Origin of the sequence: Aneurinibacillus terranovensis DSM 18919 (assembly GCF_000430625.1) — a bacterium.
GTDB classification, from domain to species: domain Bacteria; phylum Bacillota; class Bacilli; order Aneurinibacillales; family Aneurinibacillaceae; genus Aneurinibacillus_B; species Aneurinibacillus_B terranovensis.
The window spans coordinates 93,909-110,362 of the sequence record NZ_AUMJ01000015.1; the positions used below are offsets into that span (position 1 = coordinate 93,909).

At 43.9% G+C, this 16,454-nt stretch carries 19 protein-coding genes; 18 read left to right on the top strand and 1 reads right to left on the bottom strand.

Annotated features, from left to right (window positions below):
* Window positions 1–137: 137 nt before the first annotated feature.
* The 16 genes from H525_RS0102655 (at window position 138) to H525_RS0102735 (ending at window position 13,192) form a co-directional block, all read left to right on the top strand.
* Complete coding sequence (locus tag H525_RS0102655) at window positions 138–1,130, top strand: ketoacyl-ACP synthase III (RefSeq protein ID WP_035099711.1); 993 nt, start codon at window positions 138–140, stop codon at window positions 1,128–1,130.
* Between the two features lie 148 nt (window positions 1,131–1,278).
* Complete coding sequence (gene ruvA, locus H525_RS0102665) at window positions 1,279–1,914, top strand: Holliday junction branch migration protein RuvA (protein WP_027414909.1); 636 nt, start codon at window positions 1,279–1,281, stop codon at window positions 1,912–1,914.
* 13 nt (window positions 1,915–1,927) lie between these two features.
* Window positions 1,928–2,923, top strand: a complete 996-nt coding sequence (ruvB, locus tag H525_RS0102670; RefSeq protein ID WP_027414910.1) for a Holliday junction branch migration DNA helicase RuvB — start codon at window positions 1,928–1,930, stop codon at window positions 2,921–2,923.
* On the top strand, window positions 2,920–3,138 hold the full coding sequence (locus H525_RS0102675; RefSeq protein ID WP_027414911.1) for a DUF2905 domain-containing protein: 219 nt from the start codon (window positions 2,920–2,922) through the stop codon (window positions 3,136–3,138). Before ruvB ends, H525_RS0102675 begins: the two co-directional genes overlap by 4 nt.
* Before the next feature lie 119 nt (window positions 3,139–3,257).
* Window positions 3,258–4,085 (top strand): lipoate--protein ligase family protein, encoded by an 828-nt coding sequence (locus tag H525_RS0102680; RefSeq protein WP_027414912.1) that lies wholly within the window; start codon window positions 3,258–3,260, stop codon window positions 4,083–4,085.
* A gap of 142 nt (window positions 4,086–4,227) precedes the next feature.
* Window positions 4,228–4,440 carry a benzoate/H(+) symporter BenE family transporter gene (locus tag H525_RS29245; protein WP_027414913.1) on the top strand — a complete coding sequence of 71 codons (213 nt, stop codon included), beginning with the start codon at window positions 4,228–4,230 and terminating at the stop codon, window positions 4,438–4,440.
* A 196-nt stretch (window positions 4,441–4,636) separates the two neighbouring features.
* Window positions 4,637–5,626 (top strand): LacI family DNA-binding transcriptional regulator, encoded by a 990-nt coding sequence (locus H525_RS0102690; protein ID WP_027414914.1) that lies wholly within the window; start codon window positions 4,637–4,639, stop codon window positions 5,624–5,626.
* A 1-nt stretch (window position 5,627) separates the two neighbouring features.
* The gene (gene rbsK, locus H525_RS0102695) at window positions 5,628–6,554 is read left to right on the top strand and encodes a ribokinase (protein ID WP_027414915.1); all 927 of its coding nucleotides are present in this window, start codon (window positions 5,628–5,630) and stop codon (window positions 6,552–6,554) included.
* Complete coding sequence (gene rbsD / locus H525_RS0102700) at window positions 6,551–6,946, top strand: D-ribose pyranase (RefSeq protein WP_027414916.1); 396 nt, start codon at window positions 6,551–6,553, stop codon at window positions 6,944–6,946. Before rbsK ends, rbsD begins: the two co-directional genes overlap by 4 nt.
* A gap of 135 nt (window positions 6,947–7,081) precedes the next feature.
* A complete protein-coding gene (locus H525_RS0102705) occupies window positions 7,082–8,566 on the top strand; it encodes a sugar ABC transporter ATP-binding protein (protein WP_035099761.1) in 1,485 nt (494 codons plus the stop codon).
* Window positions 8,556–9,497 (top strand): ABC transporter permease subunit, encoded by a 942-nt coding sequence (locus tag H525_RS0102710; protein ID WP_027414918.1) that lies wholly within the window; start codon window positions 8,556–8,558, stop codon window positions 9,495–9,497. Before H525_RS0102705 ends, H525_RS0102710 begins: the two co-directional genes overlap by 11 nt.
* Before the next feature lie 31 nt (window positions 9,498–9,528).
* Window positions 9,529–10,461 carry a ribose ABC transporter substrate-binding protein RbsB gene (rbsB, locus tag H525_RS0102715; RefSeq protein ID WP_027414919.1) on the top strand — a complete coding sequence of 311 codons (933 nt, stop codon included), beginning with the start codon at window positions 9,529–9,531 and terminating at the stop codon, window positions 10,459–10,461.
* Window positions 10,462–10,814: 353 nt separating this feature from the next.
* A complete protein-coding gene (locus H525_RS0102720) occupies window positions 10,815–11,195 on the top strand; it encodes a hypothetical protein (protein ID WP_027414920.1) in 381 nt (126 codons plus the stop codon).
* A gap of 74 nt (window positions 11,196–11,269) precedes the next feature.
* Complete coding sequence (locus H525_RS0102725) at window positions 11,270–12,130, top strand: C39 family peptidase (protein WP_027414921.1); 861 nt, start codon at window positions 11,270–11,272, stop codon at window positions 12,128–12,130.
* A 121-nt stretch (window positions 12,131–12,251) separates the two neighbouring features.
* Complete coding sequence (locus H525_RS0102730; protein ID WP_027414922.1) at window positions 12,252–12,812, top strand: hypothetical protein; 561 nt, start codon at window positions 12,252–12,254, stop codon at window positions 12,810–12,812.
* Between the two features lie 149 nt (window positions 12,813–12,961).
* Complete coding sequence (locus H525_RS0102735; RefSeq protein ID WP_027414923.1) at window positions 12,962–13,192, top strand: hypothetical protein; 231 nt, start codon at window positions 12,962–12,964, stop codon at window positions 13,190–13,192.
* Window positions 13,193–13,331: 139 nt separating this feature from the next.
* On the opposite strand, the gene H525_RS0102740 is transcribed toward H525_RS0102735, so the two are convergent.
* Window positions 13,332–13,691, bottom strand: a complete 360-nt coding sequence (locus H525_RS0102740; RefSeq protein WP_027414924.1) for a helix-turn-helix transcriptional regulator — start codon at window positions 13,689–13,691, stop codon at window positions 13,332–13,334.
* Between the two features lie 160 nt (window positions 13,692–13,851).
* Here H525_RS0102740 and H525_RS22565 point away from each other — a divergent pair, with 160 nt between their 5' ends.
* Both H525_RS22565 and H525_RS0102750 read left to right on the top strand, forming a co-directional pair.
* A complete protein-coding gene (locus H525_RS22565; RefSeq protein ID WP_051330754.1) occupies window positions 13,852–14,778 on the top strand; it encodes an ATP-binding protein in 927 nt (308 codons plus the stop codon).
* Window positions 14,779–14,977: 199 nt separating this feature from the next.
* Window positions 14,978–16,372: a SpoIID/LytB domain-containing protein gene (locus H525_RS0102750; RefSeq protein ID WP_027414925.1), complete on the top strand. Its 1,395-nt coding sequence runs from the start codon at window positions 14,978–14,980 to the stop codon at window positions 16,370–16,372.
* Window positions 16,373–16,454 lie beyond the last annotated feature (82 nt).

Genomic DNA, 16,454 nt, shown 5'->3' on the forward strand with positions numbered 1-16,454 from the left:
AATAACACCAGATGATATAATACGTATTATAAAGCTAGCGCAACGCCAAAGGTGCAGGCGATAGACTTAGTTGTATTTACGGTGTATAAAAAAGTTCTTCTTAATTTATACGCTTTACAAAGGGGAGGGCGTTTATAATGAGTTCTATATCTTCTAAAGCAAAAATTACGGCCATCGGTACCTATGTTCCGCAACGCACCTTAACGAACGCAGACCTGGAGAAAATGGTGGATACGAATGATGAGTGGATTGTACGCCGCACTGGGATTCGAGAGCGGCGAATATCTCAACCTGAGGAATTTACCACTGATTTGTGTGTGGCAGCCATCGAAAATTTAATAGAAAGATACAATAAATCCGTGAAAGATGTGGATCTTATTATTGTATCGACAACTACACCGGATTATGTTTTTCCAAGTGTGGCAAGCCAAATTCAGGCGAGACTGGGAATAGAAAATGCAGGCGCGCTCGATTTGAACGCGACGTGTGCCGGTTTTGTATATGGATTACACCTTGCCAACGGTGTAGTTACGGCAGGTTTGAATAAAAAGGTTTTAGTGCTCGGGGGAGAAACGCTATCCAAAGTAACGGATTACAGCGACCGAACGACCTGTATCTTGTTTGGTGACGGGGCTGGCGCCGTCCTGGTCGAGTATGATGAAGAAAATCCGAGCTTTTTGTCCTCCTACCTTACGTCTGCAGGTGAAGGCGGCGTTCATTTATACCGGACAGGATTGTCAAAAAAGATGGATCTCAATGAGTTAAACGATAGCGGCTATATCGTACAAAATGGACGGGAAGTATACAGGTGGGCCGTTACGACGGTTCCCCTTGGAATGAAGGCCCTCATGGAAAAAAGCAGGCTTGACCTAAAAGATATAGACTGGTTTGTGCCTCACAGCGCCAATCTGAGAATGATTGAATCGATATGTGAAAAAAGCGGATTTCCGATAGAAAAAACGCTAACCAGTATAGAGTACTTTGGGAATACCTCTTCAGCAACGATTCCGCTCGCACTGGAAAAGGGCATTATGGAAGGAAAGCTGCAGCCGGGGGACAGAGTACTTCTTTACGGATTTGGCGGTGGACTCGTCCAGGCCGGACTGATTGTCGAATGGACAGCTTCTTAAAAGAAAAAAACAACAAAACCCTGTTTCGGAAAAAAGCGGCCGTTTCAGGGTTTTTTATCCTGCTCATTAACAAAATGTATGTTCGTATATTTTCAGTTAGTGTACAATGAAGATAAAGATTCTCTGGGATTGTGGAGGGCAAGGTTGTATGATTGATTTTATTGAGGGCAGGATTGAATATATAGAAACGGACAGTGTTATTATTAGTACAAATGGAATCGGCTACCGCGTTTTTTCGGGGAATCCGTTTGTCTATCGGGAAAATGGCAGTGAGGTTGTTAGAATATATACCCATCACTATGTTCGCGAGGATGCAATTTTTTTATACGGATTTCGCAGCCGGGATGAAAGGAATTTATTTCGCAAGTTACTTGATGTATCAGGGATAGGGCCCAAAGGAGCGCTCGCCATTACATCCGCCGGTATGCCGCAACAGATTATCTCTGCCATTCAACTGGAGAATATCGACTTTCTCACGCGTTTTCCCGGAATTGGCAAGAAAACCGCCCAGCGGATTGTGCTTGACTTGAAGGATAAGCTGAAAGGCGCTATACATAAGGAAACATTGATGGAACAGGTGGAAGAGAATCCTAAGGAAGAAGAACTTTCGCTTTTTGGGGCTTTTCAAGAGCCGAGACAGGAAGCGATAGAGGCTTTGACCGCTCTTGGATATAGCGATAACGAGATACAGAAAGTCATGAAAAAGCTTGAGAAGGATGGGGCTGACCTGGCATCAACCGACAAGATTGTGAAGCGGGCACTCCAGCTATTTTTAACCACCTGAGGAGGGATAAATGGTGGAAGAGAGACTCATAACGGCGGAAATTCAGGGGGAAGATTACTTGGAATCCAGCCTTCGTCCCCGTTATTTGCATGAATATATCGGACAGACACAGATTAAAGACAATTTAAAAGTATTTATCGAGGCTGCGAAAATGAGGGAAGAAGCCCTTGACCATGTCCTGCTGTACGGACCGCCCGGCCTCGGCAAGACGACCTTGTCAACCATTATCGCAAACGAGCTCGGCGTTCATATTCGCACAACCTCAGGCCCGGCCATTGAGCGGGCGGGTGATCTGGCGGCCATACTCACAAGTCTTGAGGAAGGGGACGTCCTGTTTATTGATGAAATCCACCGCCTGCACCGCAGTGTGGAAGAAGTGTTATATCCGGCCATGGAAGACTATTCATTAGATATTGTCATTGGCAAAGGTCCGGAAGCTCGTTCCATCCGGCTCGATTTGCCGCCTTTTACGCTGGTGGGCGCGACCACGCGGGCGGGGATGCTGTCCGCACCGCTCCGGGATCGGTTTGGTGTGGTGAATCGGCTTGAATATTATACGGTAGATGAATTAACCAACATCGTAACACGGGCAGCCGATATTTACGATATTAGAATTATCGGTGAAGGGGCGGCGGAGATTGCCCGCCGTTCGCGCGGAACCCCGCGAATCGCCAATCGCCTGTTGAAGCGGGTTCGCGATTTTGCCCAGGTACAGGGGAATGGCGTGATTACAGCTGAACAGGCATCCGAGGCACTGGAACGAATCCGCGTTGATAAAATGGGACTTGACCATATCGATCATAATCTGATGATGGCGATTATCGATATCTTTCGCGGCGGCCCGGTTGGGCTGGATACGCTCGCAGCGACGATCAGCGAGGAGAAGGGGACGATTGAAGATGTATGCGAGCCGTATTTAATGCAGATTGGTTTTCTCCAGCGAACTCCGCGCGGCCGCATGGCCACAGTACAGGCGTATCAATATTTTGGAAGGAAGATGCCTGAATGAATCCTATCGCCAAAATGATGGTGGTTGGTGGAATTATTCTGATCGTACTCGGGCTGCTGTGGCAGGTTGGCGGCCGGTTTCTCCATTTGGGCAAATTGCCCGGTGACATTTCGATAGAAAAAGAAAACTTCCGGTTTTATTTTCCGCTCGCTTCCAGCATTATTGTAAGCATCATTTTATCGTTTATTTTTTACGTACTGCGTTTTTTTCGGTAGATAAAACAAAGTATAGCTTTGTTATCTACATAAGTGCAACTAAGGCTATCGCCAGTGCCTTCGGCCTGGCGATAGTCGAGTTTTCTTTTAAATAAGAAAGGAAAAAAGGGGACACATTTATGGTTGACGTTAGATGGTTGTTTGGCCGGAAGGAGTGGCGCCTGATCGACCAGTCGAAGACGCACCCGTCGTTTACGGCGCTTTATTCTTTCGCTATTGACGATACGTTATGTTCGTCCGTCAGTTCGGGCAGGAGCCCTGCGGCCCTGCGGACATGGGTACACCAGCATAATGTAGTGCTCGGAAACAGAGATTATAAACTTACGAATATCGGTGACGGAATCCGCTACCTGGCAGAGGAAGGATATCAGGCTATTGTGCGGAATTCCGGAGGTGCTGCCGTTGTACTGGACGAAGGAGTTCTTAACATTTCCCTCGTTCTCCCGGCAGAAGGTATTTTTTCTGAGATTAATGCCGGTTATAAGGCAATGGTGGAGTTGATTCGTTTGCTGCTTGAACCGTATCACGTGACGGTGGATACAGGAGAGGTTCATGGATCCTACTGTCCGGGTGAGTATGATGTAAGCATAGGCGGGCGGAAGTTTGGCGGACTGGCCCAGCGCAGGCGGAGAGGAGCCGTTGCCGTTCAGGCTTTTTTGCTAATTGCAGGAAGCGGGGGAAAGCGGGCTGAGTTGCTGCGTTCGTTCTATTCCCGAGCGGCCGGAAGCGAAGACACCGGATACCCGGAAATCATTCCCGAGCGGTTGGCCTCCCTGGCTGAACTTGTCGATAAGGAAATCAATGTTCCGCTGGTAATGGAGGAGCTCACGAGCCTTTTGCAACGCCGCTCTGAGCAAGTTTTGTTCTCGCAGCTTTTGCCGGAAGAGATAGAGGAATTTAACAAAAGTGTGGAATCGATGAAAACGCGCAACCCGCATATAGAATAGAGAAACCGTTTGAGAACATTGCATATTTGTAGAGGAAGGCTGTGGCTAGTAGGTTTGACCTGGTGACAGCTATTTTCCATGGAGATAAGAAAATTACTTTGCAAGAAAAATATGGATTTCATTCCTTTATCGTGCTAATGTTATGATGTTAAGTTCCAGTCTTTCATCAGCGATGAAGGAAGAATCGCACAGGGAAAGTGTTCTTATCACACTTCTTGTTACGATATCCTGCGTTTCTATCGCTGGAATTGGATCCGCATTCTGTGGATTAATTGCGGGTATGGTAGCAAACTATATTCTTGTCGGAGACGTGAAAAATTTTTTCAGAAAAGAAGGTGCTGTACAAGAAAAATAAAAGATTGACACGGTTTATTCTATCTTTTATATTAAATGGTGTAATCGGTTACCTATTAGTTTCAAGGTATTTTTTTAAATAGCGTGTAACCGATTACCTATTTTTTTGCGCTTACTGTAACCGGTTACACACCGGAGGGATGTGAGAATTCACAAGGTTAGTTGAACGGCAAATTTAATGCGAGAGGTAGAATACTATGGCTAATATTAGAGATGTTTCAAAATTAGCCGGTGTTTCTGTTGCCACTGTATCCCGTGTTCTCAATCAGAATGGGTATGTTCATCCTGATACGGAACAAAAGGTTTTAAAGGCGATAAATGAGTTAAACTACATCCCTAATTTTGTGGCCAGGAGTTTATCCAATAAAAAAACAAAAACAATCGGGCTTATTGTTCCGGATATTACGAACCCGTTCTTCCCGGAACTGGCAAGAGCCGTGGAAGATGTTATGAAGATATACGGCTATACGGTTATTCTTTGTAATTCAGACGAAGATGAAGAGAAGGAAAAGCACTATTTTCAAATATTAAAACAGAAATATATTGATGGACTTATCTTAGCTACTGCGTCGATGCCTATTTCAGATATGCAGGCATTTGACGTTCCGATTGTAGTCATTGACCGTATTGTCAGTCAGGGCATTCCGACGGTCGTTGCTAAAAATAAAGAGGGGGCCCGGCTCGCCACGAGACTTTTGCTCAAGCAGGGATGCAAGAAAGTCGCACATTTACGAGGACCCGAATCTGTTATCAACGCCAGAGAGCGATGTGAAGGGTATGTAGACGTTGTCCGGGAAAAGGAATGGTTTCATCCGAATTTAATTATTCAGGGGAATTATGAAATCAAAAAGGCCTTTCATGAGACAATGAAGCTATTAACAGAACAGCCGGACGTGGACGGAATTTTTGCTGGGAATGACTTGATGGCTATCGGTGCGATGAAAGCGGCTCAGCAGCTAAAAATTCGAATCCCTGACGAACTTGCCATAATCGGATTCGACGGGATAACCCTGGGTGAAATGATTTTTCCGGAGCTGTCAACCGTTGCGCAGCCGATTTATGATATGGGCGCAATCGGAGCCAGAATGCTCATTAAATTAATAGAAAATAGTCCGGTCGATAAACTGTATCAACAATTGGATGTTCAATTCATCGAACGCGGCACAACAAGAAAGGTGTGTGATTAGGATGGGCCGTCCTAAAATAACGGTGATTGGAAGCATAAATATGGATCTGGTCGTTAAAACGGACCGGGTGCCAAAGATGGGAGAAACGGTGCTCGGAAGCCAATTTTTAACGACCCCTGGCGGCAAGGGAGCCAATCAGGCGGTCGCCTGTGCCAGGTTAGGAGCGGATGTCACCATGGTTGGCTGCGTCGGCGACGATGTTTTCGGCAGGCAGCTGGTAGAGAATTTGCGCAAAGAGAATATTTCTACGGAAAATGTGGAACCGGTTACATTTCTTTCTACAGGGATTGCCTGTATTACCGTACAGGATGGGGACAACTCGATCATCGTTGTACCAGGAGCTAATTATGCGATTGATGAAGAGAAAATACAACAAGTGGAGCACTTGATCAAGGAATCGAATTTATTACTGCTGCAATTGGAAATTCCGCTGAAGAGTGTGGAACTGGCGGTTGACATCGCCCATAAATATCAGGTTCCGGTTATCGTAAATCCGGCTCCCGCGGCTGAACTTCCTAGCAGCATGCTGGAAAAAATAACGGTGGTAACCCCAAATGAATATGAATTGGAAACGATTGCGGGGCAGAAATTTGAGCAGCCCGACGATTTCAAAAAGGCGATTCAATCGTATGCCGGACAATTAGTGATGACGAAAGGAAAAGAAGGGGCGTATTATACCGCGGCGGATGGCGGGATCGGCTATTGCCCGGGCTATCGTGTCGAGGCGGTCGATACGACAGGGGCGGGAGATTCATTCAATGCCGGGCTAGCTGTCATGCTGGCCGAGGGAAAATCACTTTCTGAAGCCACAAAATATGCGGCAGCAGTAGGAGCGCTTTCCGTTACCAGGCTCGGAGCCCAGAGCGGAATGCCGACAAGACATGAAGTAGAGCAGTTTCTTCAGGAAAGGGAGGGCAGAGAATTATGAAAAAAATTGGAACGTTAAACAGTGACATTTCAGCGGTACTTTCAAAACTCGGGCACACGGACACCATCGTGATCGCTGATTGCGGCCTCCCGGTTCCGGACGGTGTGCAAAGAATTGACCTCGCGTTAAAACGAGGCACTCCCGGTTTAATTGAAACGCTTGAAACGGTTTTATCGGAAATGGAAGTGGAGAAATACGTACTTGCGAACGAAATCCGGGAGAAAAATCCTGAGATGAAAAAAAAGATAGTGGAATTGATGCCCGGAGTGGAATGTGCGTATCTCTCGCACGAGGATTTTAAGAAAGCAACCGCACAGGCAAAAGCTATCATCCGAACAGGGGAAGACACGCCCTACGCCAATGTGATTTTGCAGTCGGGGGTTATTTTCTAGGCAGATAAGAAAGTACACCTTTCTTATCCCCCGGGTGCAGCTAAGGTAATCGCCAATTACCTATACCTGCGGCCTGGTGCTGGTCTGCGTCTACTATATGGAAGGTGGTGTTTCGTGGTGAATGATCTGATCGAGATGAAGAACATAAGCAAATCGTTTTCCAATGTAAAAGTGCTTGAAAACGTTTCTTTTTCTCTAAAGGAAGGGGAAGTCCATGCCCTGATGGGTGAAAACGGGGCAGGAAAATCAACCTTAATAAAAATCCTCACGGGAATTTACACAGCGGATACGGGATCGATTTACGTCAATGGCCAGGAAGTCAAATTTTCAGGGCCTAAAGATGCGGAAAAGATGGGAATATCGGTTATCCACCAGGAGTTAAACATTATTCCCCAGTTATCGGTTGCCGAAAATATGTTTTTAGGACGTGACCTTTGTTATGGTAAGTCCGGCATATTACGAACGTCAGAAATGAAGAAGAAAACGAGAGAGTATCTCGAAAAGCTCGGCATAAGCATTAACCCGGATGAAATCGCGGAGAATCTGTCAGTAGGACAGCAGCAAATGGTGGAAATTGCCCGGGCGATTTCACTGGATACGAGAGTTCTCATCATGGACGAACCGACCGCCGCGCTGACAGACAGAGAGATTGAAACCCTTTTTAATGTGATGAATGACTTACGAAGGCAGGGAGTCGGCATTATCTATATTTCACACCGTATGGAAGAAATCTTTGCGATCTGCGATAGAATTTCCGTACTGCGGGATGGCCATTTTATCGGAACCGAAAATATTGATGAAACCAATCTGGAGGCGATTGTTCAAATGATGGTTGGTCGCCAAATCGGCGGCCGCTTTCCGGAGCGCTCTCATGGTATCGGGGAAGAGAGCCTGCGTGTCGAGAACCTGAGCAATGGAAAGTTCCTTAAAAATATTTCTTTTTCAGCACGACGCGGTGAAATTTTAGGAATTGCGGGTCTGATGGGTTCGGGAAGGACGGAGCTCGTCCGAACATTATTCGGCGCTGACAAGAAAGCGAGCGGAAAAGTGTTCTTGTTTGGCAAAGAGATACACATTAGAAAACCTGAACAGGCCATTGCAGCGGGAATTGCATTTGTAACGGAAGACAGGAAACAGGAAGGGTTGGTGCTTGACCTGTCTGTCCGGGAGAATATTTCCATTCCTAACCTTGCTGCCATTTCAAAAAGCGGCGTTGTTTCTGAGCGATTAGAGCGGGAATTAACCGGAGACATGATTAAGAAATTAAATATTAAAACGAAAGACGCTGAACAGATCGTTAAGTCGTTAAGCGGGGGAAACCAGCAAAAAGTTGTCATTGGCAAATGGCTGGGCATTAAACCTAAAATTCTCATCCTCGATGAACCAACGCGCGGCGTCGATATCGGCGCAAAAAAAGAGATTTACAACATAATGAACCAGCTTACCGCCGAAGGAGTCACAATCCTGATGATTTCATCGGAGCTGCCGGAAATACTGGGTATGAGTGACCGGATCATCGTCATGCATGAAGGGAAAATTACTGCCATTATGAACAAAGAAGAAGCGACTCAGGAATCTATTATGTATGCCGCTACTGGGGGAGAAAAAAATGATAGATAGAAGAGCACTTACTATCAATCTGCAAAAACTGGGATCACTGATTGGGCTTATTTTATTGGTTATCGTCCTGGCAATTATGAGTCCCGATTTTTTTACATGGAATAATATCTTTAATGTATTGCGCCAGATATCCATCAATGCTCTTATTGCCTTCGGTATGACATTCGTTATTTTGACAGGTGGGATCGATTTATCGGTTGGAGCCATCCTGGCGCTGTCAGGGGCTATCACAGCAAACTACCTGGTAGCCGGCCTAAACCCTGTCGCAGCGATTCTGCTGGGACTTTTAGCCGGAACCATCATGGGGGCTATTAACGGATTGTTGATCACGAAAGGAAAAATTGCTCCGTTCATTGCCACGCTTGCAACGATGACTCTTTTTCGGGGCATCACGTTAGTTTATACGGGCGGCCGTCCGATTACTGATTTTACCAGTGATTTGTTTACGATGATTGGCGGCGGTTACGTATCCTATATACCTGTTCCTGTAATTTGGATGCTCGCCATTTTTGCGGTTCTCTATTTTGTTTTAAGAAAAATGTCTTTTGGACGACGTGTCTATGCAATAGGTGGGAATGAAGAAGCTTCTATTCTCTCCGGAATCAAAGTGGACAGGGTAAAAATTGCTATTTATTCCTTAACCGGCCTTCTCTCCGCTTTTGCGGGAATCATTCTTACCTCTCGCTTAAATTCAGCGGAAGCCAATGCCGGTACAGGATTCGAGCTTGATGCGATCGCTTCGGTCGTACTCGGAGGGACCAGCCTGTCAGGAGGAAAAGGGTGGATTTTCGGAACGCTTATCGGTGCCATGATCATCGGTGTGCTAAACAATGGACTGAATTTGCTTGAAGTTTCTTCTTTTTACCAGCAAGTTGTGAAAGGCATTGTTATTTTATTAGCTGTCTTACTCGACCGTAAGAAAGCTAATTAAAATATAAAAATGTAAAAGGGGTGCTATTCAAATGAATAAATTTATTAAAGGGGTTTCCGCAAGTTTAGTCGGCCTGTCGCTTTTAGCCGGTTGTTCAACCCAGGCTCCAGGAACGAACAGCTCGTCACCGGCGCCGGCAAAAGACCACCAGATTACAGTGGGCCTTGCGCTATCGACAGAAAACAACCCGTTTTTCGTCTCGCTAAAAGACGGGGCTGAAAAGGCAGCAAATGAAAATCATATGAAACTAATCACCGTTGATGCTCAGGATGACCCGGCGAAGCAAACGTCCGGAATTGAAGATTTAATTCAGAAAAAGGTGGATGTGCTCCTCGTCAATCCTACCGACTCTTCAGCGATTAAAACGGCGATTCAATCGGCGAATCAGGCCAATATTCCGGTCATTACGGTTGACCGAACAGCGGATGGCGGCAAAGTGGTGTCCCACGTGGCTTCCAATAATATAGAGGGCGGTCAGATGGCCGCGAAATACATTCTGAATAAATTGGGGAACAAAGGCAACATTGTGGAACTGCAGGGAATCCCTGGTTCTTCCGCTGCGCGTGAACGCGGCAAAGGGTTCCATGAAATGGTTGACAAAGCAGCGGGTGTGAAAGTGGTTGCCTCGCAGCCGGCTGATTTTGACCGCGCGAAGGGTCTTACCGTAATGGAAAATATTCTGCAAAGCAACAAGAATGTGAACGCAGTGTTTGCCCAGAATGACGAAATGGCTCTCGGGGCGATCAAGGCCATTCAAGCCGCAGGTTTAAAAAATGTGGTTATCGTCGGCTTCGATGGAACCGCGGACGGGGTTAAAGCAGTGAAAGAGGGAAAAATGAGCGCCACGATTGCCCAGCAGCCTGAACTCATTGGAAAATACGCGATTGATGCAGCCAGTAAAGTCGTAAAAGGTGAATCAGTTGACAAAACCATCCCGGTTCAACTGCAGTTAATTGAGAAGTAATTTGTAGTAATCAGAAGTAAGGCAAATAAATTCTATAGAACAACAGCAGGCTGGATTGACAGCCTGCTGTTGTTCTATAGATGACCGGGTCTACGATCAGTTTATGATCATCGGATTTGAGTCATTCGATAGTTATTCTTCATTAAGTTATTACAATAATGCAGCGGGATTCTTAAATGAGTATGTTCCCGTTTCAGTGATAATTTAAGACTAACCTTCTTGAGGTATATATAAAGTATTAAAAGTTCACAATTTATTAAGATATTTCAAAAAAAATAATAGAAAATTGGTATATTTTGTTTTATTGTATTTACATGTATTAACAAAATGTTATTTTTAAGGAGGGACTCGAATTGAAAACTGTCAAAAAAGTAATTGTGATTCCATTTACTCTTGCGTCTTTGTTGTCACCAACCATATCCTTAGCCTCTGAAAATATACAGGTACCGCAGGTAGGTGCAACAGCGGAGCCCACAGGTGTGAGTACAACAAAAGATTCTATTCTAATTGAAAAAAATTCAGTTAATCCAGAAACGATTGAAGCAGCTTCGCAGACATTACCGAGCACTCAAGACTCTATTATTATTGATTCAAATGCTGTTATAAAAGTAGCAAACGACTACATTAAAAACGTGGTTTCTAAGTATTTGTATACCAATTGGGTAGGAGCTACAGTAGAAAACCCTGTCCCTTTTTACTCTATATTGATGGCAATCAAATCGTCTATCAATTAAAGGTTTATCAAGGATCAAAAGAAATAGGTTATATTATTGCTGGTGCAACTCAAGATGTTAGCCCTATTATTACAGTGGGTGCGGGTAAAGCACCAACAGATAATATAGATATGATAAAAGAAATGGCAAAGAAAAAAGTCGGCAGCGATAAGCACATTGACGGTATTAAGTATTTGTATGGGGGTCCCATGAATTTAGGAGTTCAAATTGACATTCTGGACAAAGGGAAAGTGATTGGGAAGTCCATTTATCATCTTCAAGGCCAATTTGAAATGGACCAATTTTCCGACTTGAAAATAAGTGTAGAAAACAAAAAGAAAGCAAAAGAAAAATGGGCTGGATTTCTTGAATCAAAAATTACCAAACCTCAAAGTGTTATCAGCCCCATGGATGTTTATACTAATAAAGATTTGAGCGTAAGATCATATAATCAGGCATATTCTCAAAATAATAATACCGGATGCGGACCGGCCGCAGCAGCAAATATATTAAACTATTGGGATGAAAGAGGGTATACTAATCTTCAAAGTGACAATGATCGTACAAATGGAATCAATCTAATGAATCACATGTTTGGTGATTTACAAACTTCTATTATTGGTACTGATCCAAGCGCGTGGGCACAGGGTATGAAAACCCATGCTAACTCACATAGCGGTTATCGCTTTACAACGCAAAATTATACCTATGACGCTTCCTTAGGTAGTACGTTTTGGGGGTATATGGTAAATCAAATTAATGCTGGTCACCCATTTGGTATGTTTTTTCCTCTTAATTCTAAACCATATAGCTGGCATATCGTAACGTGTAGAGGTTACTATCAAAGTTCTACAGGTTCCAAATCTTATCACGTAAACACGTGGGGTAGTGATGCTTGGCAGGATTATGATAGCATTGGTAATCATACGTTGATGTTTGTTATTCCTGGAAGTTAAATGAAAGGTAACTAGAAGTAAAACCACTCGAAAGAAAAAGAGTGGTTTTACTTTATAATTAAATGGTAAATCCTTCAGCTTAATCATATCCTAGTATTATCAAATCTTTTCAGGGGGAAATATGAGCGATATTATTTTATTGGTTTCATTTCTTCTCTTTTTGCTTGCGATAATGGCTACTGTTTGGTTATACAAGCTGCATTTCGCGAACGGTAATGTATATGAACTTGAAAATTATCTATTGCTGTTTCTATTTGCGTTCCACGGCTATGGATTCTATATGGTTTATAAATTTTTGACATTCCCCCCGGATATGAATCCGGGAAACGGCAATCCGGGTCTGATTGTGATGATTCCATTAGCGATATTGTTTCTTCTTTATCATGTCCTTTTTGTCTTAAAAGGAATAAGATATTTTCGTTTCCACAGTTATCGGTTTACACTATACGTATTTTTCCTCTCTTTGCTATCAACTTTATCGTTCCTTTACTTAGAAACAAGTTTTTCAAAAAGAGTTATAAAATTAGTACCGGATACAGAAGGTACTAATCAATGGTTCAACTGGTGGATGGACGTTCATAAGAATAGCCTTTATTTTAATGGATATGCTTTTATGTTGAGCATAAGTGTCTCAATATTTTTAGCCTCATTTATCTCAATCATAGTTAAGGGAAAATCTTAGTGACTCAACTCTTGCAGTTAGCTTATTATTATCCATTGTAGAAAAGCGGATTCTCAAACGGTCTGCTGGGAGCTAACGACAAAAATAAAGAAATCTACCGTGGTTTTTGCTACAATGATAGCAATAGGATGATACGGGGGGATTCGCGGATGGATACGAATAAGTTAATGCAGCTTTTACTCGAAAAAGTGGTTAGCATGGAGAGTAGTTTTACCGAGATAAAAGCTGAAATACGAGACCTCAGAGATGACGTAAAAACTTGTATGAAGGATATTTATGAAACGAAAAAGGACGTTCAGGATTTGACAAAGGCGCTGCGCTTCTATGATGCCAAAATAGGCGAACATGACCGCGAAATCTTTCAAATTAAGAACAACTAAGTTTCTCGAGTTTGTTTCATCGTCAATCGGTAGCAATTATATATGGATTCTATATGGTTTATAAATTTTGACGTTTTCTAGGGCCGATAGCAGCCTAAAAAAGGAGTAACCCCTTATGGCTTGTAGAATAGCAAAGGGGTTACTCTTCTTTTTGTTCCTGTTTTAGTTTTTTTAGCATTTCGATTGTATTGCGGACCTGTTCTTTGACTAACTCCTGTTCTCTTGGGGAAAGGTCCTGATAGCCCTCGTAGAAGGCGATGTTTATCGACGGATCCTTTAAAATTTCAGGCACGGAGGAAGCTTCACTTGTCCGGCCCAGCAGATAATCCGTAGAAACATTGAAAAAATCAGCAAACTTTTGAAGTGTTGTAAAATCCGGCTGCCTTTTATTTATTTCATAATGTGCGTACGTTCCACGTGAAATATTGAGGATTTTAGCTACTTCTTCTTGTGTTAATTTCATTTTCTGACGAAGTTCTTTTAACTTGTCGCCTAACACAGCAACCCCATCCTTATCTCGTATGGGTTAATTATACTGTAGCAGTGAGCTACATAAGAATAATTGTAGCGATAAGATACATGATGATTGACATATTATTCTATTTAAGATAATATTAGGCTTAAAAGTAGCGCAACGCTACATCAAAGGGGGCGATGGGATGGCTCCAAGGAGATGGCTGGTTAAAATGAGAGAAGGTAAAAGATATACACAGGAACAGGTTGCTGCATTTTCAAACATAAAAAGAGCGTATTATACCCAGATCGAAAATGGAAAAAGAACGCCAAGCGTAGACGTAGCCCGGCGGATCGCAAAAACGCTGGACTTTAACTGGAATTTTTTATTCGAAGAGACGGAGAAATATGGGGAGATAAGTGGAGAAGAGAGGGGAGCAGAAGCGGAAGCATTATTCCTGGTCGGGAGGGTGGCAGCCCGCTTTGCCCATGAAGTCCGGAATCCGCTCATGACGGTTCGCGGCTACCTCCAGTATCTTTCAGGGCAGGTCGGACCGGATATCGCTCATATTTTCGAAACCATCCTCATTCCTGAACTGGACAGCGTCAATCGCGTAATCAGTGACTTTTTGCTTGTTTCAACGCCTATTTTACTCAAAAAAGAGCGTGTGTTTATGAACGCTTTACTCAGAGAATTTTACAAGACTATTTCCCATCAATTATCTGCTCATCAAATACAAACCATCTTAGACTTGTCCCCGGAGTTAGATACGGTTGCCATAGAGGTAGACCCGGAACGGTTTCTCAGAGTTCTCCTGGCCCTTTTTACGAATTCCGTGGAAGCAAAAGAGCGCGCGGATATGAACATCACAATAAAATCAGCCCTCAAGGGGGAACAGATTCAAATTATTTTTAAAGATAATGGAAAGGGAATGCCGCCTTCCTTGCTTGCGCACACATCAGACCTCTTTTTTACAACCAAACCTTTGGATATAGGGCTCGGGCTTTCTATCGCGCAAAAAATCGTTAAGATGCATGGCGGATTTATCCAAATTGAAAGCAACTGTTACCTCGGAACGATCGTGACGATTACGCTTCCTCTCCTTTGTCCTTCGCATGAATCTATCATTTAATTTGAGAATTTTCACATTACAAACGAATGAACGTTCGAAAACATCTGGATATATCTTTAGTAGCAGAGAAAAATAAATATATATAGCAACCTTCCTCCTGTTTTTCCGTATATATTATTATTGTTGGAAAATAGTAGATAGATTTCTGGTAGAATGTACATAACGTAATGTTGATTACAAAGGAGAAGGGGATGCACGGATGAAAGCCGCACGAATTTTTGGGGGCCTCCTAAGTGTTTGTTTGATTTTTCCGTTTGCTAGTTTTGCACACGCCGAAGAGCAGCAGGTAAAGGTTGAGATTACGTCACCTTTTAGCACCGATGCAGGAACTCTGTCCAGTATTAATTTTTCGGTAACAGAGGATTATTTGGCCGAAGGTACGCCAATTGCTGCCGGTCAGAAATATGTCGTCTCTCTTGAGAGCGGAGTGCTAAACTTATACCAGATTAATGGCGATAGCCTGAATCCTATCATACAGGGTAAGACTTCTATTGTGCTGACACCAGCAAACAGCGCTGTTGATGACAATATGGTAGAATTGGATGGCGATAAATCTTCCAATAAATACAGGGAGAGTATGGAATTCAGGCTGGGTGTGAAAAACGGCCAATCCTGTATCATTCCGATTAACGAGCTTAGCGTGGATAACTATTTAAAAGGTGTTGTTCCTATGGAAATGAGCGATTCATGGGAAATGGAAGCGTTAAAAGCACAGGCGGTAGCCGCGCGTACGTATGTAATGAAATCCATGCAATCATTGAATGCGAACGGCTACATTAACGATACGGTTAAATACCAGGCTTATCGAGGCGTAAATATAGAGGGCGACAATGCGACTCAGGCCGTGGAAGGCACCAAGGGTGAAGTGCTTACGTATAATGGCCAGTTAATTTCAGCCCTTTACAGTTCGAGCGACGGCGGTTATACGGAGTCTTCGGAAAACGTGTGGAGTGGAGGGGCTTATCCCTATCTGACAGAGAAGCCGGATCCCTATGATGCTAAAATATCACCGCATATTGGATGGCAGGAAACGTACACGATTGGTGATATTGAAAAAAAACTGGCGGCTGCCGGCATGGGGGTAGGAACTGTTAAGAGCATTCAGCTTGCAGCGGTATATCCTTCTCACCGGATTGCGGATTTAGTTATTCAGGGGGATAAAGGCACCCAGCATCTATCAAAAGAAAGAGCCCGCACGGTTCTCGGCCTGAAAAGCGCGATGTATACCATAAAACTTAATACCACAGGAAATGCAGCTTCAAACCCGGATCCGAACAGCACGGTTACTGTACTCGGTCAGACTGCCGAGAAGAAAAACCTGCTTGGTTTGTCTGTTCAAACGGCAACAGGTGTGAAACCGGTAGCTCCGGGAAAAACTGTTATTCAAGGGGCAACCGGACAAGCTTCCTTGTCCGGCCAGCAGGCGTCAGCAGGCACGATTGCCTCTGTCACCTTCACAGGGAACGGATGGGGGCACGGTGTTGGGATGAGCCAATGGGGTGCGAGGGAAATGGCCAAGGAAGGAAAAACCTTTGCGGAAATTCTGGATTTTTATTACCAAGGGGCAGTGTTGACGCAGAATGACGGAAATTAGCAGAACGGCTATATTCGCACTTCCTTGCAAGTTCATAGAAAAATCGTTATCATAGATAACGTTTCAAAAGAATAATAAGCAG

Coding starts and splice junctions, on each gene's coding strand:
- H525_RS0102655 (WP_035099711.1), top strand. CDS start 138: ATGAGTTCTATATCTTCTAAAGCAAAAATTACGGCCATCGGTACCTAT.
- ruvA (WP_027414909.1), top strand. CDS start 1,279: ATGATTGATTTTATTGAGGGCAGGATTGAATATATAGAAACGGACAGT.
- H525_RS0102675 (WP_027414911.1), top strand. CDS start 2,920: ATGAATCCTATCGCCAAAATGATGGTGGTTGGTGGAATTATTCTGATC.
- H525_RS0102680 (WP_027414912.1), top strand. CDS start 3,258: ATGGTTGACGTTAGATGGTTGTTTGGCCGGAAGGAGTGGCGCCTGATC.
- H525_RS29245 (WP_027414913.1), top strand. CDS start 4,228: ATGATGTTAAGTTCCAGTCTTTCATCAGCGATGAAGGAAGAATCGCAC.
- H525_RS0102690 (WP_027414914.1), top strand. CDS start 4,637: ATGGCTAATATTAGAGATGTTTCAAAATTAGCCGGTGTTTCTGTTGCC.
- rbsK (WP_027414915.1), top strand. CDS start 5,628: ATGGGCCGTCCTAAAATAACGGTGATTGGAAGCATAAATATGGATCTG.
- rbsD (WP_027414916.1), top strand. CDS start 6,551: ATGAAAAAAATTGGAACGTTAAACAGTGACATTTCAGCGGTACTTTCA.
- H525_RS0102705 (WP_035099761.1), top strand. CDS start 7,082: ATGAAGAACATAAGCAAATCGTTTTCCAATGTAAAAGTGCTTGAAAAC.
- H525_RS0102710 (WP_027414918.1), top strand. CDS start 8,556: ATGATAGATAGAAGAGCACTTACTATCAATCTGCAAAAACTGGGATCA.
- rbsB (WP_027414919.1), top strand. CDS start 9,529: ATGAATAAATTTATTAAAGGGGTTTCCGCAAGTTTAGTCGGCCTGTCG.
- H525_RS0102730 (WP_027414922.1), top strand. CDS start 12,252: ATGAGCGATATTATTTTATTGGTTTCATTTCTTCTCTTTTTGCTTGCG.
- H525_RS0102735 (WP_027414923.1), top strand. CDS start 12,962: ATGGATACGAATAAGTTAATGCAGCTTTTACTCGAAAAAGTGGTTAGC.
- H525_RS22565 (WP_051330754.1), top strand. CDS start 13,852: ATGGCTCCAAGGAGATGGCTGGTTAAAATGAGAGAAGGTAAAAGATAT.
- H525_RS0102750 (WP_027414925.1), top strand. CDS start 14,978: ATGAAAGCCGCACGAATTTTTGGGGGCCTCCTAAGTGTTTGTTTGATT.